At 67.3% G+C, this 20,774-nt stretch carries 15 protein-coding genes; 9 read left to right on the forward strand and 6 right to left on the reverse strand.

Going from position 1 to position 20,774, the window contains the following annotated elements:
• The first annotated feature begins 59 nt into the window (after positions 1–59).
• Positions 60–8,366 carry an ATP-binding protein gene (locus tag A5645_RS15055; RefSeq protein ID WP_065130143.1) on the forward strand — a complete coding sequence of 2,769 codons (8,307 nt, stop codon included), beginning with the start codon at positions 60–62 and terminating at the stop codon, positions 8,364–8,366.
• Here the strand turns inward: A5645_RS15055 and A5645_RS15060 are convergent.
• Complete coding sequence (locus A5645_RS15060; protein WP_172830538.1) at positions 8,363–9,727, reverse strand: serine hydrolase; 1,365 nt, start codon at positions 9,725–9,727, stop codon at positions 8,363–8,365. The genes A5645_RS15055 and A5645_RS15060 overlap by 4 nt on opposite strands.
• Entirely contained in the window at positions 9,705–10,022 is a 318-nt protein-coding gene (gene mhuD / locus A5645_RS15065; protein WP_036363124.1) for a mycobilin-forming heme oxygenase MhuD, read from the reverse strand. Before mhuD ends, A5645_RS15060 begins: the two co-directional genes overlap by 23 nt.
• Before the next feature lie 14 nt (positions 10,023–10,036).
• Between mhuD and A5645_RS15070 the strand changes: the two genes are divergently transcribed.
• Entirely contained in the window at positions 10,037–10,810 is a 774-nt protein-coding gene (locus A5645_RS15070) for an alpha/beta fold hydrolase (RefSeq protein ID WP_155768023.1), read from the forward strand.
• 5 nt (positions 10,811–10,815) lie between these two features.
• Here A5645_RS15070 and A5645_RS15075 read toward each other — a convergent pair whose 3' ends face one another.
• Positions 10,816–11,727 carry an HhH-GPD family protein gene (locus tag A5645_RS15075; protein ID WP_065130092.1) on the reverse strand — a complete coding sequence of 304 codons (912 nt, stop codon included), beginning with the start codon at positions 11,725–11,727 and terminating at the stop codon, positions 10,816–10,818.
• Here A5645_RS15075 and A5645_RS15080 point away from each other — a divergent pair.
• Complete coding sequence (locus A5645_RS15080; RefSeq protein ID WP_065034581.1) at positions 11,726–12,343, forward strand: carbonic anhydrase; 618 nt, start codon at positions 11,726–11,728, stop codon at positions 12,341–12,343. The two genes, A5645_RS15075 and A5645_RS15080, sit on opposite strands and share 2 nt — an antisense overlap.
• Positions 12,344–12,424: 81 nt before the next feature.
• Positions 12,425–13,225 carry a hypothetical protein gene (locus A5645_RS15085; RefSeq protein ID WP_155768024.1) on the forward strand — a complete coding sequence of 267 codons (801 nt, stop codon included), beginning with the start codon at positions 12,425–12,427 and terminating at the stop codon, positions 13,223–13,225.
• Here A5645_RS15085 and disA read toward each other — a convergent pair whose 3' ends face one another.
• The 3 genes from disA to A5645_RS15100 are packed head-to-tail and all read right to left on the reverse strand — an operon-like array spanning position 13,226 to position 16,372.
• Positions 13,226–14,302, reverse strand: a complete 1,077-nt coding sequence (gene disA / locus A5645_RS15090; protein WP_155768025.1) for a DNA integrity scanning diadenylate cyclase DisA — start codon at positions 14,300–14,302, stop codon at positions 13,226–13,228.
• 30 nt (positions 14,303–14,332) lie between these two features.
• Positions 14,333–15,742, reverse strand: a complete 1,410-nt coding sequence (gene radA, locus A5645_RS15095; protein WP_065130093.1) for a DNA repair protein RadA — start codon at positions 15,740–15,742, stop codon at positions 14,333–14,335.
• A 60-nt stretch (positions 15,743–15,802) separates the two neighbouring features.
• Entirely contained in the window at positions 15,803–16,372 is a 570-nt protein-coding gene (locus tag A5645_RS15100) for a copper chaperone PCu(A)C domain-containing protein (protein WP_065130094.1), read from the reverse strand.
• Positions 16,373–16,711: 339 nt separating this feature from the next.
• Between A5645_RS15100 and carD the strand changes: the two genes are divergently transcribed.
• Genes carD through rlmB form a run of 5 tightly spaced genes read left to right on the forward strand, consistent with a single transcriptional unit; the run spans position 16,712 to position 20,773 of the window.
• Positions 16,712–17,200, forward strand: a complete 489-nt coding sequence (gene carD, locus A5645_RS15105; protein ID WP_036363145.1) for an RNA polymerase-binding transcription factor CarD — start codon at positions 16,712–16,714, stop codon at positions 17,198–17,200.
• An 18-nt stretch (positions 17,201–17,218) separates the two neighbouring features.
• Positions 17,219–17,908 (forward strand): 2-C-methyl-D-erythritol 4-phosphate cytidylyltransferase, encoded by a 690-nt coding sequence (gene ispD, locus A5645_RS15110; protein ID WP_065130095.1) that lies wholly within the window; start codon positions 17,219–17,221, stop codon positions 17,906–17,908.
• Positions 17,905–18,384: a 2-C-methyl-D-erythritol 2,4-cyclodiphosphate synthase gene (gene ispF / locus A5645_RS15115; RefSeq protein WP_155768026.1), complete on the forward strand. Its 480-nt coding sequence runs from the start codon at positions 17,905–17,907 to the stop codon at positions 18,382–18,384. The genes ispD and ispF overlap by 4 nt, the downstream gene beginning before the upstream one ends.
• Before the next feature lie 49 nt (positions 18,385–18,433).
• Positions 18,434–19,840 (forward strand): cysteine--tRNA ligase, encoded by a 1,407-nt coding sequence (cysS, locus tag A5645_RS15120; protein WP_065130096.1) that lies wholly within the window; start codon positions 18,434–18,436, stop codon positions 19,838–19,840.
• Positions 19,841–20,773 (forward strand): 23S rRNA (guanosine(2251)-2'-O)-methyltransferase RlmB, encoded by a 933-nt coding sequence (rlmB, locus tag A5645_RS15125; RefSeq protein ID WP_065130097.1) that lies wholly within the window; start codon positions 19,841–19,843, stop codon positions 20,771–20,773. It begins immediately after the preceding gene.
• The last annotated feature ends 1 nt before the right edge of the window (position 20,774 follow it).

The raw sequence follows: 20,774 nt of genomic DNA on the forward strand, positions 1-20,774 counted from the left end.
TCTTGACCAGCTATTGAATCGTCTTACCGAAGATGACCGATGTGAGTACGCTTCCATCGGTGGAACTGGGGGTTTTGGGACCTCTGCGGGTCTGGCAGCACGGAGCGCCCGTCACGATCCCGGGCGCCAAGCCGCGCGCCATCCTCACGTTGCTCGGGTTGCACGACGGGTCGGTGGTATCGGCCGACACGCTGATTGAGCTGCTGTGGGGTGATGACCCACCGCGCACCGCCGCCAAGGCTCTGCAGACCCACATCTCGTCGCTTCGTCGGACACTCGGCGATGGAGTGGTGGTGACCGCGGGCACGGGCTGGACGTTGCAGGGCGCCGAAGTCGACGCGGCGCGCTTTCGGGCGGCCGCCAAGATGGGACGCGAGGCCGCAACGGCCGGCGACACCAGCCAGGCGGTGGCCCGCTTCGAGGAAGCGTTGCGGCTGTGGCGTGGAATTCCGGAACTGCCCGAAGGGCGGCGCGGGCTGTCCGAGAAGACCCGCTGGATCGAGGGCCACGCCGCACTCGTCGAGGACCGCGCGGATGCGGTGCTGGCAACGGGCCGCGCCGCTGAAGTCATCGGCGATCTGGAAGCCGCGGTGGCCGATGCGCCGCTACGCGAAAGGCGTTGGGGCCAACTGATGCTGGCCCTCTACCGGTCCGGCAGGCAGGGTGAGGCGCTCGGCGCTTTCCAGCGGGCGCGGTCGCTGCTGGCGGACGAGCTTGGGATGGATCCGGGACCGGAGCTGCGCCGGCTGGAGGCAGCGATCGTCGCCCAGGACCCCTCGTTGGATCATGTTGCCGAACAACAACTCTCATCGGTCACCCGTGCGGTCACGTTCCTGCTGACCGACATCGAGGGATCAACCGCCGCCTGGGAGGCCGACGCGGAGGCGATGGCGGTGGCGCTCGCGCGGCACGACGAGCTGGTCTCACAGGTTGTCACCTCGCGCGGGGGGCGGTTGGTCAAGACCCGCGGCGAAGGTGATGCGACGTTCTCGGTGTTCGACCGGCCCTCGGCGGCCGCGGCCGCGGCCGTCGATCTACAGGAAGCGATCGGCCACGAGCCCTGGGCGTTGCCCGCACCCATGCGGGTCCGCGTCGCCCTGCATACCGGTGAGGTCGAGCTGCGCGACGGTGACTATTTCGGTCGTGCGGTGAACCGTGCCGCCCGGCTGAGGTCGCTGGCCGAGGGTGGTCAGATCTTGTGCTCGGGTGCGACCGCCGAGCTGGTCATCGACACACTGCCGGACGATGTCGAGCTAGCCGATCTGGGCATGCGTCAGTTGCGCAACCTCGCGCGTCCCGAGCACGTCTTCGAGCTGCGGCTGGGCGCCGCCGCCGACCTCATCACGGGGCCGCCGACCAGCGATGCGCCATTGCAGCGACCCGACCTTCCCGCGGTCCTGCTGGGTCCTGGCCCGTTCGTCGGGCGCGGCGCTGAACTCGAAAAGCTGCTGTTGACATGGCAGACGGCGTCGATCGGCGGAGCGTGCGCGGTCCTGATTGCCGGCGAGCCGGGCGTGGGCAAGACACGCTTGGCGGGCGAATGGTCGCAGCGGGCTTACGGCCAGGGAGCGGTGGTGCTGTACGGGCGTTGCGACGAAGACCTCGGCGCTCCCTACCAGCCGTTCGCGGAGGCCCTACGTTCGCTCGTACCGTCGCTTGGTGCCAAGCGCCTGCGGGAGTTGCGCGGCGTCGAGGCGCTACTTGCGCTGGTGCCCGGTCTGGGCGACCTCGTACCCGATCTCGCCAATCCGCCCCGTTTTGATCCCGACACCGAACGCTACGCACTCTTCGACGCCGTCGTCGCGGTGCTGGAAATTGCGTCCCGGAGCGCGCCGGTGGTCCTGGTTCTCGACGACCTGCACTGGGCGGCCAAGTCGACGCTGCTGTTGCTGCGGCATGTGCTGCGCTTCGGCGAGCGCGCCCGCCTTCAGGTCATCGGCACCTACCGCAGCACCGATCTGGACCGTGCCCACCCGTTGGCGGCGATGCTCGCCGACCTACACCGAGACGGCAGTGCCCACCGACTCGGCCTCAGCGGGCTCGATGAGCACGACGTCACCGCATACGTGGCCGAAGCCGGATACGACGACGAGGAACTGGCCCACGCGCTGGCGTCGGTGACGGGTGGCAACCCCTTCTTTCTGATCGAGGCCCTGCGCCACGTCGACGAAAGCGGCGGCGTGTGGGACCAGACGACCCTGCCCCAAGGGGTCCGCGAGGCGGTCAGCCGCAGACTTTCGCGGCTGCCCGTCGCAACCAACAAAGCTCTTGCCGCGGCCGCCGTCGTCGGCAGCCGGTTCGCCGTTGACCTGGTCGAGCAGGTGGTCGGCAGCGACCTGGTCGATGCGTTCGACGAAGCGTGCCAGGCCGGCATTCTGATCGAGGAACCCGGTGGTCACTACCGGTTCAATCACGCCCTGGTCCGCCAGTCGCTGCTGGCCGAACTGGCCTCGGTGCGGCGGATGCGGCTGCACCAGCGCATCGCCACAACTTTGGAAACCCTGCCCCACGCCGGCGACGAACTGCTGGCCGAGCTGGCTCATCACTACTTCGAATGTGCGTGGGCCGGCAATGCGGTCAAAGCCGTCGAGTATTGCCGGCGCGCCGGGGACCAGGCGATGGCCCGCCTCGCCTACGAGGGCGCCGCCGACCTCTACGATCACGCCCTGCACGCGCTCGAGGAGCTGGACGACGAACTGTCGGATCGTGATGAGCAGGCCGCCGAGCTGCTGGTGGCCCGCTGTGAAGCGCTCCTGGCCGCGGGTGACATGGTTTCGGCAGCGGACGCGATCGTGCAATTGCAAGGCGTGACGGAGGATTCGGCCCGGCTGGCGGCGTGGGCGACGTGCTTCGATGGACAGCTGTCGATGCTGATCCACCCCGAACGATTGGACGATACCGAAGCCGCGTTGGCGTCGGCCGCGCGGCAACTGGCCGAATTGGGCGATGCCGCAGGGGAAGCCAAGGCACACACGGTGCGGGCCGGCTGCCTGGCTCGCCTCGGCCGTTTCGCCGATTCCGAAATCGCGTTGGACGACGCCCTGACCGCGGCGCGACGTGCCCACGACCATCGCTGGGTCAACGCGGTGCTGGCCGGTGCGCCCCTGGCCGCCCTGTGGGGGCCGAATCCCGTTCCCCGCGCGGGTGGCCGGTGCCTCGATGTCGTGCGACTGCTGCGGATCACCAGCGACTCGCCGGCCGTCGAGGCCACCTCGACACGGTGCCAGGCGGTGCTGGAGGCGTTCCGCGGCCGTGCTGCCGCGGCCCGCCGAATGATGGATTCGGCTCGGCGCAGCGTCACCGAACTCGGTTTGCGCCACGCGTTGCTGGAAGTCGAGCATTTCGCCGGGATCGTCGAGCTGATCGCCGACGACCCCGCGGCCGCTGAGCCGCATCTGCGTCATGCTTACAACGGATTCCGTCGCATGGGCCTTGATGCCGACACCGCCGAGGCGGCGGCGATGCTGGGCCGCGCCTGCCTTGCCCTGAATCGTGATGTCGATGCTCTCGAACTATGCGCAGAGAGCGAGCGCCTGGCCGGCCATGCCTTGAAGGCCTCGATCGCATGGCGTGCGCTGCGCGCCCAATTGCTCTCGCGCGCTGGTGATTATGTACAAGCGCGGCGTGTCGCCCAGGATGCGGTTGCCCTCGCCGGGCGCACCGATGCTCTTATCGATCACGGTGATGCTTGCCTGACGCTGGCGACGGTGTGCGCCGCCGCCGGTGACGCGGCCGGTGCGCGGGCCGCCGCCGAGCGGGCGGCTGGCCTGTATGACCGCAAAGGCGCTGTGGCTCTCGCCGACAGCGCGCGGGTGGTGCTGGGACTTGAGGTTCCGGCTCTCGTGGTGGCTCCACCAAAAGCGCCGGCCGTCGATTCGGACACCGAGTGTGTACGGGCCATCAGCCGGCTCATTGTCGCGCTGAACAACGAGGCGTGGGGCGACGTCGAGCAAGTGATGGCAAGTGACATCGAAATTGAGAGTCGGCGTCGGATAGTCGGTTTCTCGCGTGCGGACCGATCGGCTCGCACCTGGGCGGAAGAGCTGAGGCGTCTTCCTGGTGAGATGGGCAGCACTCATTACCGCTACGAGGTTCTCGCCGTACGAGGTGAGCGATGTGCCCTCGTCCGCGTCGAAGTTGGAACTGCCGACGTCGACCCTGGTGCACCGCGAGACGAGATGCTGCACGTGGTGAGCCTCGACGGTGAAGGACGGCTGGCCCGGTCCGTCTGGTACGACGTGGACGACGTGGACTCTGCCCGCACTGAGCTTGACGCGGCGAACGCGCGGCTTCGACAAAGGCAGGCGTTGGCGCTGGAAAACTCCGCCAGCCGGGCAGGTGAGCGGCTGCGTGGTCTATTCGCGGCTCGCGGCTGGGCAGGCATGGCGGCGGTGGTGGCGGAGGACGTTTGGTCCGAGGACCGTCGGCGGGTGGTGAATGCCGGCCGCCGCCAGGGCAGGAAGGCCGCAATCGAGGAGTTGGCAGCGCTGGTCGATATTGGGGTCGAAAGCGTGACCGCAGAGGTCATCGCGACCCGGGGTGCCCGCCTCGCCCTGTGCCGCACGCAAACCTGGGGGCGGGACAGGCAACCCGAGGCTTTCCACACCGATGTGTTCGACGTCATCGAAGTCGATGCCGACGGGCGGGTCTTGGCGCGAGTCGTGTTTGACATCGATGATTTTGCCGCAGCGGTTGCCGAGTTGGATGCGCGTTACCTCGCGGGTGAGGCCAGTCCTCATGCGCACGCCTGGTCAGTCATAGCGCAAGGTTATGCATCACTGAACCGTCGCGAAATGCCCGAAGCACCAGAGGATTTGGTAAGTATCGATCATCGCCGCACGGCCCGGTACGCACCTGGGGAGTTAATAGCGTACGTGCGTGCCGGTTGGGAGCTCGACCAACGCATCACCACCTACCCCGAGATTGTGCATCGGCTGACTGATGTGGGGGCCGTCGTCACTCATGCTGCGCTCGGCAGCTCACGCGAAGGCTTCGACGCCGAATGGCGCGGTGTCGATCTGTTGACCGTCGAAGGCGATCAGGTCAACCGCTCCGAGGTTTTCGATGAGGCGGATTTGGAAACCGCGCTGACCCGTTTCGCCGAACTGCAGCCCCAAGTGCGGCGATTGGAGAACACGGCGAGCCGGATGGGAGAACGCTTACTGGCGCACCTCGCGGCGGGTGAGTGGGACAACCTCGCCGACCTGTTCGCCGCCGACTACTGTAACGACGATCGTCGGCCGGTGGTCAGCGAGGTCCGAATCGGTCGAGACGAGCAGATTGCGAATTTGCATGCGGTAGCCGATCTCTGGCCTGCAAATGTGGCCGCGCGCGCTCTGGCGGTGCGTGGCGAGCGGTTGGTCCTCGAACACCTCTGCTTCTCCAGCCGCGACGACGGATCATCAGCGTTTTCGACAGAAGTACTCGGAATCCTGGAACTCGACACCAACGAACAGATCGCCGCGTGTGTTTACTTCGAAGCGAATGATTTCGAAGCGGCGATCGCCGAACTCGACGCGCGTTACCTCGCCGGCGAAGCGTCTGCGTACGCCGACACCTGGGTGCCGATCATGCGGGCTTTCGCAGGGCTCAACCGGCGCGAGCTGCCCGCCACGACTGCAGATTGGGTTAACATCGACCACCGCCGGGGAGCATCTTTTGCCCCAGGCGAGATGGTTGATTTGCTCAGTGCGGCATGGAATCACGCGTCGAACGTGCATAATTATGTCGAGACCGTGCATCGGCTGAATGACTTGGGCGCGGTCATCGCCCACGCGGCGCAGGAGACATCGCACGACGGTTTTCGCGCCGAGTGGCGAGTTATCAGCGTTGTCACGCTTGAAGGTGGCGAATTCAATCGCGGGGAGGTCTTCGACGAGGCGGACCTGGACGCCGCACTGGCCCGATTCGAGGAACTGCAACGTCCGCCGCGGCGGCTGCAGAACGCTGCTAGCCAGGCCTGTGCGCGGTTCGGGGCTGCATTCACCGCGCGCGGTTGGGACTCGATCGCGGATGCGTTGGCCGACAACGTAATCACCGATGACCGCCGTCGCGTCGTTAGTGCCGGCCGCCGGTGCGGCCGAGATGCCGTCATCGCCGACCTGCGTGCGATCGCGGGGCTGGGAGCGACCAGCATCGCATCGAAGGTTCTGGCGGTTCGCGGAGATCGTCTGGTGCTGAACAAAACTCGATTCTCGGGCGGGGACGCGCCGCCGGAGCGCTACGACGCCGAGGCACTCGTGCTGGTCGAAATCGATTGCGATGACCGGATGACGGCGCACATCGCCTTCGATATCGACGACCTGGACGCAGCATTTGCCGAGCTGGACGAGCGCTACCTGGCTGGTGAGGCAGCGGCGCACGCGCAGGCGTGGACAGGTATCTTGCGTGCGCTGGCGGGTGTCAACCGACACGAGCTCGTCGGAACCACACCGGACTGGGTGAACATCGATCATCGACGGGGTACGGCCTTCCCGCCGGGTGACGTGATCGCCTACATCCAGGCCTCGTGGGAACTCACCCCGAACCGAAGGGTCTATTTCGAGGCGGTGGATCGACTCAGTGACCTTGGAGCTGTCGTCACCTGGGTAGCCGACGGAACGTCCGGAGAAGGCTTCGACGCCGAGTGGCGCGGAGTCGACATCATCACCGTCGAGGGCGAACTGGTCAGCCGGTTCGAGATGTTCGACGAGTCAGACAGGCAGTTGGCGCTGTCTCGGTTCAAGGAACTGGAGCGGCAGACGCGGCGATTGGAGAATGCTGCAAGCCGGGCCGATGAGCGGGGCTATGCGTGCTTCGCGGCGCGTGACTGGACTGGATTTGGCGAGGTCCTGGCTGACGACTACTACAGCGACGACCGGCGTCCCATTGTGAACGCGGGGATACGGCAGGGGCGTGATGTCACTATCGAAAACCTCCGGGCCAGTGCAGAACTCGGGATCACATTCACGAAGCCATCGCCGCTTGCGACTCGCGGTGAGCGCCTGGTCCTTAGTCGTGCCCAATGGCGTTGGACCGGCCAGGTCGAGGAATTCCACACCGCAGCTCTGTGCGTCGTCGAGATCAACACGGACGCGCGCATCAGCGCGCGCGTCTGGTTCGACGGCAACGACATCGATGCTGCGCGGGCGGAACTCGACGCTCGGTATCTTGCCGGCGAAGCGGCGCCCCACGCACGCACCTGGTCGACCATCGCAGAAGCGTGCGCGACGCTCAGCCGAAGCGAGCTGTTTCCGACGACCCCCGACTGGGTCAATATCGACCACCGGAGAGGGATAGCGTTTGCGGCCGGCGACCTGACGGCGTACATCCGTGCCGCATGGAACCTGTTGTCCGACGGCGCCTTCTACGTCGAGACCGTGCATCGGCTGAGTGATCTCGGAGCGGTCATCACCTGGGTCGGATACGGAATTTCTCACGACGGCGTCGACGTCGAGTTTCGCGGTACCAATCTGCTCGGCGTCGAGGGTGACCGCGTGGGCCGCTGTGAACTGTTCGATGAGGCGGAGGTCAACCTCGCGATTGCGCGGTTCGACGAACTGGAGCGGCAGACGAGCAGGCTACGGAATATGGCGAGCTCGTCGACCGAGCGCTATTGGGATCGCATGGGAGCAGAGGACTGGGCGACGGTGAGCGCGATGATGGCGGAGGACGTGTGCTCGGACGACCGACGGCGAATCGTCAACGCCGGGATCCGACACGGTAAAGACGCCGAGATCGCGGATTTGCAGGCGATAGTCGCCACCGGAACCAAGAAGGCAAGAGTGACGGTCATTGCAACGCGCGCGCAGCGTCTGGCACTCTGCCATTTCCTCCTGACGGGACGAGACACGCGACCAGAGGCGTTCCACAGCGAGATGCTGGGCATCGCCGACGTCGACGCTGCCGGCCGGCTTGTGGCACGCGTCCTGTTCGATGCCGATGACATCGACCGCGCTACCGAAGAACTCGACGCTCGCTACCTCGCCGGTGAAGCGGCCCAGTACGCGCACACTTGGTCGCTCGTCATGAGCGGGTACGCCGCGCTCAATCGGCACGAACTCCCCGAGACGACGGCTGACTGGGTGGATATCGACCATCGATCGCTGGTTGCGGTCGGAAAGGGTGCCCTGGGCCGATCACTTCGTGCCGTCTGGGACCTCGTGCCGCGGGCGACAATCCGCGTCGAGGCGGTGCATCGATTGCGCGCCGCGGGAGCGGTGGTCACCCACTTTGTTCATGCGACATCGCGCGACGGGCTGGACGCCGAGTGGCGGGAAGTAGCACTACTCACGTTCGCCGACAACAAGATCAGCCGGTGTGAAGTCTTCGACGAAGCGGACGTCGATCGCGCGCTCGCGCGTTTCGACGAACTGACGCAGCCCTAGCGGGGCGCCACCATCGCAAAGGCCTGCTGGGCGACCTTCAACATCCAGCTGGTGACCGTCGGCCCGTGATCACGCGGCCAGTTCAGCTGGAAGCTGACCACATACGGCTGTCCGGTCTTGTCGACCGCGTACCAGCTGAACGTCAAATCCCCTGGTAAGCCACCGGCTTTAGCGCCGATATACGGCCACACCTGACGATCCAGCTGAATCCCGGACACGGCCGACAGTATCTGGCGGACCGGCGCGGCCCGGCCGACGGCGTCGGCCTGCAGCGCCACATGCACTCGGCAGATATCCTGCGCGTTGCCATACCATTCGGCGCCGTAATTGGACGCGGGCGTGTGGGCCCGCGTCGGGTCCGGTTGATAAGGAGTGGAATTCGCCTGCTCCAGCAGTGCCGCCCGCTCTTGTTGCGTGGCGTGCTTCCAGCGCTCCCGCAGATCGGGCTGACCCCAGCCGACCGAAAACAGTTCATACATGGTCGGAAACGGCGTCATGCTGGCCGGGTCGTGATGACCTGCGGTTGCCAGAGCTTCTTCGATGGCCCGGGTTCCCAGCTTGCCGATCAGCAGATCGGTGGCCATGTTGTCGCTGGTGGCTATCATCTTTTCGGCCGCGGTACGAACCGAAACCTGTTCGCCGGGAGCAAGTTCCAGGCCCGACGAACCGACCGCCTTGCTTTTCTCGGTGACCGTCAACTGGTCATCCCAGGACACCGTCCCGCGCTGAATGGCTCCGGCCAGAGCGTGCAACACGTAGAGCTTGAAAATCGAAGCCAGCGGCAGAGATTCGCCGGCATTGGCACCGGCTACCGGATCACAGTTGCCGTTGTCGACCTTCGCGACCTGATACGAGTAGCGGGCACCGGTCGTGTTCAGCACCGTCTCGATGTCATGCCACGAATTGATCGGCGGCGGCGGTTGGGTCTCCAGTTCGAACCGGTCCACCTCACCCAGGTCGTTGGTGTGGATGCGAATGTCCTGGCGCGCGCCGTAGGAGGAGACGAGCTGCAACGTGGCGACGTTGGCGCCGACGTAGATCCCGCTCAACCTGAACGGGCGATCCCACCAAAGCGTCTCCATGGTGGCTTCGACCGAGTCCACCTGATCCGCCGCGGCCAGGGTGCGCACACCCACCGGCCCGATCGGCCAATCGGAGTTCAGCATGTCCATGGTCTGCTGAGCCCGCAGACCCGGCGGTGTGGTGGTGTCGATCCGGTGCCCGGCATTGGCCGCATTGGCCGATGGGGTTGGCGAGGACGAGCAACTCGGAGTAAGCGTGACGACCAGCGCGGCGGCGGCGCTCAGGGCCACCACACGGCGCCGCGCCGCACGCCGGCTACTGCGCCGAAGTGTTCCCAGCAACGTCGAGCACGACCTCGAATTCCAGGAGCGAAGCTCCGGTGGCCACCGGGTTGGCACGCTGACCAGCGTGCGCCTGAATGGCGGGCCCGCTCGCCCAAGCCTGGAAAGCCTCGTCGGACTCCCAGTGCGTCACCACGAAGTACCGGTCCTCGCCCTTGACCGGGCGCAGGAGCTGAAAGCCGAGGAACCCGGGCGAGTTCTCGACGGCGTGTGCGCGATGCGCGAACCGCTTTTCCAGCTCAGGGCCAGCGTCGGGCGGCACCTCGATTGCGTTGATTTTCACCACTGGCATGGAGCTAGGTTACCGTGCCCGGCATGCCCCCGGATCTGCTGACCCATCGCGGTGGACGCGGCAGGCCGCTGGTTCTGGTGCACGGACTGATGGGCCGCGGCACCACCTGGCCGCGCCAGTTGCCGTGGCTGACCAGGATCGGCGCGGTCTACACCTACGACGCGCCTTGGCACCGCGGGCGCGATGTCGACGATCCCTACCCGATCAGCACCGAGCGTTTCGTCGCCGACCTCGCCGATGCGGCCGGCGCCCTGGGGGTGCCGGTCACGCTGATCGGGCATTCAATGGGCGGCCTGCATTCCTGGTGTCTGGCCGCCGAGCACCCGGACCTGGTGAGCGCGCTGGTGGTGGAGGACATGGCTCCGGACTTCGTGGGGCGGACCACCGGGCCCTGGGAACCGTGGTTGCACGCCTTGCCGGTCGAATTCCATTCCCCCGAGCAGGTATTCGCGGAATTCGGGCCGGTTGCCGGTCAGTACTTCCTGGAGGCTTTCGACCGCACCGAAACCGGCTGGCGGTTGCACGGCCACCCCGCTCGATGGATCGAGATCGCGGCTGAGTGGGGCACCCGCGATTACTGGGCGCAGTGGCAGGCGGTGCGTGCGCCGACGCTGCTCATCGAGGCTGGAAACTCGGTCACCCCAGTGGGGCAAATGCGTCGTATGGCCGAAAATAGCTGCGTTACAGACTATTTGAATGCCCCGGGAGCCGGTCACCTGGTTCACGACGACGCCCCGGAGTTGTACCGTCAGGCGGTGGAGGCCTTCCTGGCGGCAACCGGAGCCTGATCGGGCTACCCTTCGCCGGCCAGCGCGAACCGGCCGTCTGCGGTCTGGGTTACCAAGCCATCGTCGAGCAGCGAGAACAGCGCCCGGTCGCGCTGGGCGGTGTCGGTCAGCCACGCGACGTCCAGTTGCGCGCGAGTGACCGGAGCGGGGTTGTCGCGCAACACATCCAGCAGTCGGCCGCGGACCTGGCGATCGGTTCCGGCGTAGCTCTGCGCACGCCGCGCCGGCCCGGTCGCCGGCGGATATCCGGCGCGTCGCCACGAGCAACCTTCTAGCGGGCACAGGCCGCAGCGCGGCGACCGGGCGGTGCACACCGTCGCACCGAGCTCCATCAATGCCACCGAGAATTCCGGTGCCGACCCGTCGGCGGGCAGCAGGGCTTCGACATCGGCGTGGTCCCGGGTGGCCGACGGGTTGCCTGCGTCGGCGCGGCCGTGCACCGCGCGGGCCACCACCCGGCGCACGTTGGTGTCCACCACGGGCACCCGCTGCCGGTACGCGAAGCAGGCGATCGCCCGTGCGGTGTAGCTCCCGATACCTGGCAGCGTCAGCAGAACTTCCACGTCGTCGGGCACCACGTCGTTGTGCTCACGCGCGATCACGATGGCGCATTCGTGCAGGCGTTTGGCTCGCCGCGGATAGCCGAGTTTGCCCCACGCTCGCAACACGTCGGCAGCGCTGGCCGCGGCCGTGGCGGACGGGGTGGGCCAGCGGCGCACCCAGTCGGTCCAGATCGGCAGCACCCGGGCCACTGGAGTCTGCTGCAGCATGAACTCGCTGACCAGGATCTGCCACGCGCTGACTCCGGGCTCCCGCCAGGGCAGCTCGCGCCGCGATCGGCGATACCAGTCCAAAAGATCTGTGACCGGTATGTGCTCCGTGCCAGTCACCGGCCGGTGCGGCAGAATGTCGGGCATGCCCAACAGCAACCCGGTATCGGCGTGGAAAGCACTCAAAGAGGGTAACGAGCGATTCGTGGCCGGCCAGCCGGCGCACCCGAGCCAGAGCGTGGAGCACCGCGCCAGCCTGGCCAACGGGCAGAAGCCGACCGCGGTTATCTTCGGCTGCTCGGACAGCCGGGTGGCTGCCGAGCTCATCTTCGACCAAGGTCTCGGGGACGTGTTTGTGGTCCGTACCGCCGGGCAGGCGATCGATTCGGCGGTGCTGGGCTCCATCGAGTACGCGGTCAGCGTGCTCAATGTCCCGTTGATCGTCGTTCTCGGCCACAACAGCTGCGGTGCCGTCAAGGCCACCATCAGTGCGATCGACGACGGTGAGATTCCGGGCGGTTTCGTGCGCGACGTGGTGGAACGCGTGGTCCCGTCGGTGCTGGCGGGCCGCCGCGACGGCCTGACCCGGGTGGACGAGTTCGAGGCGCGGCATGTGAGCGAGACACTGGCGCAATTGGTATCCCGCTCCACGGCGATCTCCGAGCGCGTCAACGAGGGCACCCTGGGCCTCGCCGGCGTCACCTACAAGCTCGCGGACGGCAAGGCCGAGTTGGTCGATCACATCGGTGACATCGGCGAATAGGCATCCCCGCGGCTCAGCAAACCCCGCGACACGCCGAGCGGGGTCAGTCGAAACGGCGTGACCTGGCCCTACCGTGTAAATGTGCTGGATCTAGAACCGCGGGGCCCGCTACCTACTGAGATTTATTGGCGGCGCAGGGGGCTTGCCCTGGGCATCGCGGTCGTCGTGATCGGGATCGCCGTCGCCACCGTCATCGCCTTCGTCAGCAGTAACGCCGGGGCCAAGCCCGCCGAGAAGCCCGCCTCTGCGCAGGGCCATCAGGGCTCGAACGCCCCGCAAGCGCCGCCGGCGCCGCAGCCGGCGGGGCAGACCGAAGCGCCCGCGCCCGGGTCGCCGCCCGGCATCGTGAACCCCGAGTCGCCTACCCCGACCGCCGCCGTGCAACCGCCGCCCGTGCTCAAGGATGGCGACGACTGCCCGGATTCGACCCTGGCGGTCAAGGGCCTGACCAACTCACCGCAGTACTACATCGGTGACCAGCCGAAATTCACCATGGTCGTCACCAACATCGGACTGGTCTCGTGCAAGCGCGACGTCGGCGCCGCGGTGCTGGCGGCCTACGTGTACTCGCTGGACAACAAGCGGCTGTGGTCCAACCTGGACTGCGCGCCGTCCAACGAAACCCTCGTGAAGACGTTCACCCCGGGCGAGCAGGTGACCACCGCGGTGACCTGGACCGGGATGGGCTCGGCACCCAAATGCCCGCTGCCGCGGCCGGCGATCGGGCCGGGCACCTACAACCTTGTCGTGCAACTGGGCAACCTGCGGTCCCTGTCGGTTCCCTTTGTGTTGAACCAGCCGCCGCAGCCGCCTGGCCCGGTGCCCGCACCTGGGCCCGCGCAAGCGCCGCCGCCGGAGGCGCCCCCCGTTCAGGGCGGCTAACTACTGGTCGGTGATGGTCGATTCGGCCAGCTGGGACAGACCCTCGCGGACGTGGCGCGCCCACATGGCGCCGATACCATCGACCGATTGCAAATCGTTGGCGCTGGCCGCCAACAGACCCTGCAGCGTTCCGAACGCCCGCACCAGCAGGTCGACATGGGCGAACTGCAAGCGGGGGATGCCGGCCATCGCGCGGTAGCCGCGCGGGCTGAGCGCCGAATCCTGCGCCTCGGCAGTAGTCGGATAACCAAGGACCTTGGCCAACGAGGTGAAGTCCAGCAACTCGGTGTCCGACAGCGCGTCCAATTCGTCCAGCGTCGCCGCGATCTGGTGTTGGGACGGCGGCTCGGGATTGGCGTGATAGTCCCGCACGATCAATTCCCGGGCGGTGTCGTTGCCGCCCAGCAGCTCTTCCAGCTGCAGGCGCAGCTGGCGCCCGTCGGTGCCCAGCTCCACCGCGTCGTAGTCGATCGCCAAGCCGATGCGGCGGACCAGTTCTAGCCGCTGCACCACCGTCAGCACGTCGCGCAGCGTGACGAAGTCTTCGATCTCGGCCCGGGACAGCTGGCGGCTGACCTCGTCCAGCCGGGTCTTGTAGCGCTCCAAGGTGGCGATCGCCTGGTTGGCCCTCGACAGGATGGTCGCGGAGTCGGTCAGGACATGGCGCTCGCCGCACACGTAGACGGTCACGATGTTCATCGAATGGCTGACCGAGATCACCGGGTAACCCGTCTGGATCGCGGCCCGCTCCGCGGAGCGGTGCCGGGTGCCCGATTCGTCGGTGGGGATGGACGGGTCCGGAACGAGCTGGACATTGGCTCGCACGATGCGGCTGCCGTCGGTGGACAGCACCACCGCGCCGTCCATCTTGCACAGCTCGCGCAGCCTGGTCGGTGCGTAGCGGACGTCGAGGGAGAAACCGCCGTCACAGATGGTCTCGACGTTCTCGTCGTGACCGAGCACGATCAGGGCGCCGGTGCGCCCGCGCAGGATGCGCTCCAGTCCGTCGCGCAGCCCGGTACCGGGAGCCAGGCGGGCGACAGCCTCACGCAGGGTCGGACGAGTCACAGCCAGCATTCTGCTATGACGGGTGGTCCGGTGGGGACCCTACTGCGAGTTATTCACGGCATGCAGAGTCGCCGGTGCCCGGGCGTGATGGTCGGCGATGTTGACCATGTGGTGCAGCGCCTCGACGATGGTGGACGCACACAGGGCCCGCAAACCGGCCGGAATCGACTTGCAGCCCGGTGGCACCAGGGCGATAGTGAAGCCCTGCCGGGCCGCTTCGGCCAGCCGGCGCTCCATGCCGTGCACCGGCCGCAAGTCGCCCGCCAGCCCCACCTCGCCGATCATCACTGCGGTGGTCGGCAGCGGCAGGTTGGTGTCCGCTGAGGCCAGGGCGACCGCGACCGCGAGATCCGACGACGGATCGGTCAGGCGCATGCCGCCCACGGTCGACAGGTAGATGTCGTTGGCGCCCAGCCCCAACCGGGCATGCTTTTCCAGCACCGCGGTGATCATCGCGGCCCTCGCGTGGTCGATGCCGCTGACCGCGCGTCGCGGCGAGCCGCCGTTGGGAGTGGCCAGCAATGCCTGCACTTCGCCGATCAGCGGCCTTTTCCCGTCCAGGGTGACCGTGATCGCGGTGCCCGGAACCGGCGCCGGCCGCTGGTCCAGGAACAGGTTGGACGGGTCGGCGACACCTTCGATTCCGTTGTCGTGCAACAGGAAACACCCGACCTCATCCGCGGCGCCGAAGCGGTTCTTGATTCCGCGGACCATCCGTAACGCGCCGTTGCGGTCGCCCTCGAAGTGCAGCACCACGTCGACGAGGTGCTCGAGTGAACGGGGCCCGGCGATGGCACCGTCCTTGGTGACGTGCCCGACCAGAATCATCGCGACGCCGTTCGCCTTGGCTGCGGCGGTCAACGCGGCCGTCACCGCCCGCACCTGGGTGACCCCACCCGCGACGCCGTCGGCCTCGCTGGTGGACATGGTCTGCACCGAGTCGACGATGACCAGCGCCGGCCGCACCGTCTCGATGTGGTGCAACACGGTGTGCAGGTCGGATTCGGCGGCCAGGTAGACATCGTCACCGGCGCAGCCGATCCGGTCGGCCCGAAGCCGGATTTGCCCGGCGGATTCCTCGCCGGAGATGTACAGAGCACGTTGGCCCTGCTGCGCCCAGCGGTGCGCGACTTCCAGCAGCAGGGTCGATTTGCCGACCCCCGGTTCGCCCGCGAGCAGCGTCACCGAGCCGGGAACCACACCGCCGCCCAGGACCCGGTCCAGCTCGTCGACACCACTGCGCCGATGCCGGCTCTTATTCGGCTCCACGGCGCTGATCGGCACCGCCGGCGACCCGGTAGCCGCCGAGCGTCTGCCGTTCCCGACAGCGGCAAGCACGGCCACCTCTTCGACGGTGCCCCAGGCGCCGCACTCGAGGCAGCGCCCCACCCACTTGGCGCTGAGATGCCGGCACTCCGAGCACCGATACTGAGATCGCGCGTTAGCCACAACCGTGACCGTATCGACAGGTACCGACAGTTCCCCGGAAGGAAACGCCGTCAGGTGAGGTCAGGCGTGGTTGGAGTGCTCGTGGGGCTGCGCAACCCCCGCCGAGATCGGCACATCCACCGTGGCCTCGCCGGCCTTTTCGAACTTGAAAGTGAAGTTGTAGGTCAGGCCGTTGGTGATCGGTTTGGTCAGGTTGATGGTCGCCTTGGCGGCGCCGGTGGACGGGGCCGGGCCCGGGGCGACGGCCTGGCCGTCGGGGGTTCCGATGAACAGCATCCCGCCGGCCGGCAGCTTTGCGTCCCCGGACACCGTCACGTTGCCGATGTCGCTGGTGATGCCGGTCAGACGGTCGCCGGTGTCGGGGTTGTTGTTCACCGCTACCAGGACCAGCTCGACCGTGCGGCCGGGCTCGATGAAGTCACCGGTCTGCTTAGCCTGGATCCGGATGTCGCGCAGCATGACGTTCTTGATGGTGACCCGGTTGCCATTGACCGCGGGCTCTTGCGCCGCGGTCTGGGAGATCTGGCCGGTTCCGCAACCACTGAGCGCCAGCACAGCCACGACGGCGGCGGCCAGCCAGGCGGTGCTGCTGGCCAGGCGGAATGGCAGGCGGATGTTCAAGCGGTTCACTCAATGCCTCCTGCTCGGGCCCATCGGATTCAACTATGCAGAGTAGTAGCACGGTGCCACGGACGGTAGCGGTGGGCTACCCGATGTCGAACCGATGTGATGCGAGGGTCGTCGTAACGTGATCCCGGGTGAAATCCGGGGTTGCCGGAGGGCTATTCTTAGGGGCGCTTTCGGGCTCGTGCCCAAGGGTCTGAACGCACGAGAAGCCATCACCCCCTGCATGTCTGGGCTCGCCTGTCAACCCCCATTCTGGGCGTCATGTGCCTCTGACCTGCACCGTTGATCCGCACGCGTCGGGCCCGCGTGTTAGACTGAATTAACGAAAGGGGCTCGAATCAGATGATCTTCAAGGTCGGTGACACCGTTGTCTACCCACATCACGGTGCTGCGTTAGTCGAGGCGATTGAGACTCGAACCATCAAAGGGGAGCAAAAAGAGTATCTCGTCTTGAAAGTTGCGCAGGGTGACCTGACCGTTCGAGTGCCCGCTGACAACGCCGAGTACGTCGGCGTCCGCGATGTCGTCGGCCAGGAAGGCCTCGACAAGGTTTTCCAGGTTTTGCGCGCTCCGCACACCGAAGAGCCCACCAACTGGTCGCGTCGGTACAAGGCCAACTTGGAGAAGCTCGCCTCGGGTGACGTGAACAAGGTTGCCGAGGTCGTGCGCGACCTGTGGCGTCGGGACCAGGAGCGCGGTCTGTCCGCGGGCGAGAAGCGCATGCTGGCCAAGGCACGTCAGATCCTGGTCGGTGAGCTGGCGCTGGCGGAGAGCACGGACGACGCCAAGGCGTCGACCATCCTGGACGAGGTGCTGGCCGCCGCCTCCTGAATAGCCCGAGACGCTTAGGTGGGCGCGGGTAGCGGCAATGTAGTCGCGGTGGTCCCGGCCGCAGGCTCGGGTCGGCGATTGGCTGCCGGCGTTCCCAAGGCGTTCTATCAACTCGAAGGGCACTCGCTGGTCGAGCGGGCCGTGACGGGTCTGCGTGAGTCCGGTGTGGTCGACACCGTCGTTGTCGCCGTACCGCCGGATCGCACCGACGAAGCCAAGCTGATCCTGGGTCACATCGCCACCATCGTGGCCGGCGGTGGCAGCCGTTCGGAATCGGTGAGCAAGGCGCTGGCCGCGGTCACCGAGTCGGCGGCGGGTGCGCCCGAGTTCGTGCTGGTCCACGACGCCGCCCGCGCGCTGACACCTCCGGCCCTGATCGTGCGGGTGGTCGAGGCGTTGCGGGCCGGTCACAAAGCCGTCGTGCCTGGTGTCGCGGTGTCGGACACCGTCAAGGCCGTCGACGCCAACGGGGTGGTGCTGGGCACCCCGGAGCGGGCGGGCCTGCGGGCGGTGCAGACCCCGCAGGGCTTTGCCACCGACATGCTGCTGCGCGCGTACCGACGCGCCGGGACCGCCGAGTTCACCGACGACGCGTCGCTGGTGGAGCAGATCGGTGGCCAGGTTCAGGTGGTCGACGGTGATCCCTTGGCGTTCAAGATCACGACTCAACTGGACCTGGTGCTGGCCAAAGCTATAGTTCGCCAGTGATGGAGCTGCCCCGCGTCGGCATGGGTGTCGATGTGCATCCGATCGAACCCGGCCGGCCGTGCTGGTTGGTGGGTCTGCTGTTCCCCAGCGCCGACGGCTGTGCCGGGCATTCCGACGGCGACGTTGCCGTCCACGCGCTGTGTGACGCCGTGTTGTCCGCGGCCGGGCTCGGTGACATCGGCGGCGTTTTCGGCGTCGACGATCCGCGCTGGGAGGCCGTCAGCGGGGCCGACATGCTGCGACACGTTGTCGGGCTCCTCACTGAACAGGGCTTCCGCGTGGGAAACGCCGCGGTACAGGTCATCGGCAATAGGCCGAAGATCGGCTGGCGGCGCTACGAGGCGCAGGCGGTACTTTCCCGATTGCTCAACGCGCCGGTCTCGGTGGCGGCAACCACCACCGACGGCCTGGGCCTGACCGGTCGGGGGGAGGGCCTGGCCGCCATCGCCACGGCGCTGGTGGTTTCGCTGCGATAGCACCCGCGAGGGACAGTGCCGACTGACCGAGGCAGTAAGCTGGCACGTCGTGACCGATCGTGCCCGCCTGCGGCTACATGACACGGCGACGGGTGTCGTCCGTGACTTCGTGCCGCTGCGCGCCGGGCACGTTTCCATCTATCAGTGCGGTGCCACCCCGCAGGGGCTGCCGCACATCGGCCATGTCCGCAGCGGCGTGGCCTTCGACATCCTCCGCCGCTGGTTGATCGCCCGCGGCCACGACGTGGCGTTCATCCGCAACGTCACCGACATCGAAGACAAGATCCTGGCCAAGGCGGCTGCGGCCGGCCGACCGTGGTGGGAATGGGCCGCGACCCACGAACGCGCCTTTACGGCCGCCTACGACGCACTGGACGTGCTGCCGCCGTCCGCTGAGCCCCGCGCCACCGGCCACATCACCCAGATGATCGACTTAATGGAACGGCTGATCGAAAAAGGGCACGCCTATGCCGCCGCGGGCGACGTCTACTTCGATGTGCTCAGCTATCCGGACTACGGCCAGCTGTCCGGGCATCGGATCGACGACGTCCACCAGGGCGAGGGCGTGGCGACCGGCAAGCGGGACCAGCGCGACTTCACGCTGTGGAAGGGCGAGAAGCCCGGTGAACCGTCCTGGCCGTCGCCGTGGGGCCGCGGGCGGCCGGGCTGGCACATCGAATGCTCGGCCATGGCCCGCACCTACCTGGGGCCCGAGTTCGACATCCACTGCGGCGGAATGGATCTGATTTTCCCGCACCACGAGAACGAGATTGCGCAGAGTCGCGCTGCCGGCGACGGGTTCGCCCAGTTATGGCTGCACAACGGCTGGGTGACGATGGGCGGCGAGAAGATGAGCAAGTCGCTGGGCAACGTCGTGTCCATCCCGGCGATGCTGCAACGGGTCCGGCCCGCCGAACTCCGGTACTACCTCGGGAGCGCGCACTACCGGTCGATGCTGGAGTTCTCCGAGGCCGCGTTGCAGGACGCGGTCAAGGCTTATGTCGGTGTCGAAGAGTTCCTGCATCGGGTGCGCCGCCGGGTGGGTGCCGTGTACCCCGGGGAGTGGACACCGCGCTTCGCCGAGGCGCTCGACGACGACCTGTCGGTGCCCGTCGCGCTGGCCGAGATCCACCAGGCCCGGGCCGACGGCAACCGGGCCCTCGACGCCGGCGACCACGAGGCCGCGCTACAAAGTGCCGGCTCCATCCGCGCCATGATGGGGATCCTGGGCTGCGACCCGCTGGACGAGCGGTGGGAGACCCGCGACGAGACATCGGCCGCGCTGGCGGCCGTGGATGTGTTGGTGCAAGCGGAGATTCAGAACCGGGAGAAGGCTCGTGAGCAGCGCAACTGGGCGCTGGCCGACGAGATCCGGGACCGGTTGAAGCAGGCCGGCATCGAAGTCACCGACACTGCCGACGGCCCGCAGTGGACTTTGGGCGGCGACGGCAAGTAGATGGCCGGAAACTCTCAGCGCCGGGGGGCGATACGCAAAGCAGGCACCAAGAAGGGGGCCAAGGTCGGCTCGGGCGGCCAACGCCGGCGCGGCCTGGAAGGGCGCGGTCCCACTCCGCCAGCGCACCTGCGTCCCAATCATCCGGCTGCCAAGCGGGCCGGTGCACAGCAGCCGCGCCGGCCGACCAAGCGGGTCGAGGAAGCCGAGACCGTACTCGGGCGCAACCCTGTGCTGGAGTGCCTGCGCGCCGGTGTCCCGGCCACCGCTTTGTATGTTGCGCTCGGTGTCGAGGCCGACGAGCGGCTCACCGAATCCGTTGCGCGCGCCGCTGATTCGGGTATCGCCATCCTCGAGGTGCCGCGCAGCGATCTGGACCGGATGACGGCCAATCACCTGCATCAGGGGATCGCGCTACAGGTTCCCCCGTACAACTACGCGCACCCCGACGATTTGGTTGCCACCGCCATCGAATCGCCACCGGCGCTGCTGGTTGCGCTGGACAACATCTCCGACCCGCGCAACCTGGGGGCGATCGTGCGATCGGTGGCGGCGTTCGGTGGCCACGGTGTGGTGATCCCGCAGCGCCGCTCCGCCTCGGTGACCGCCGTGGCATGGCGTACCAGCGCCGGGGCCGCGGCCCGGATCCCGGTGGCGCGGGCCACGAATTTGACTCGGACACTGAAGGATTGGGCTGACCGCGGGCTTCAGGTGATCGGATTGGACGCCGGCGGCGACACCGCGCTGGACGATCTCGACGGCACCGACCCGCTGGTGATGGTGGTCGGCTCGGAGGGCAAGGGCTTGTCGCGGCTGGTGCGCGAGAACTGTGACCACGTGGTGTCCATCCCGATGGCCGGGAGGACCGAGTCGCTGAACGCCGCGGTGGCCGCGGGCGTGGTGCTGGCCGAGATCGCCCGCCAGCGGCGCCATTAGT

The sequence above is a fragment of the Mycobacterium asiaticum genome (genome assembly GCF_001673635.1).
In the GTDB taxonomy this organism is placed as follows: Bacteria; Actinomycetota; Actinomycetes; order Mycobacteriales; family Mycobacteriaceae; genus Mycobacterium; species Mycobacterium asiaticum_C.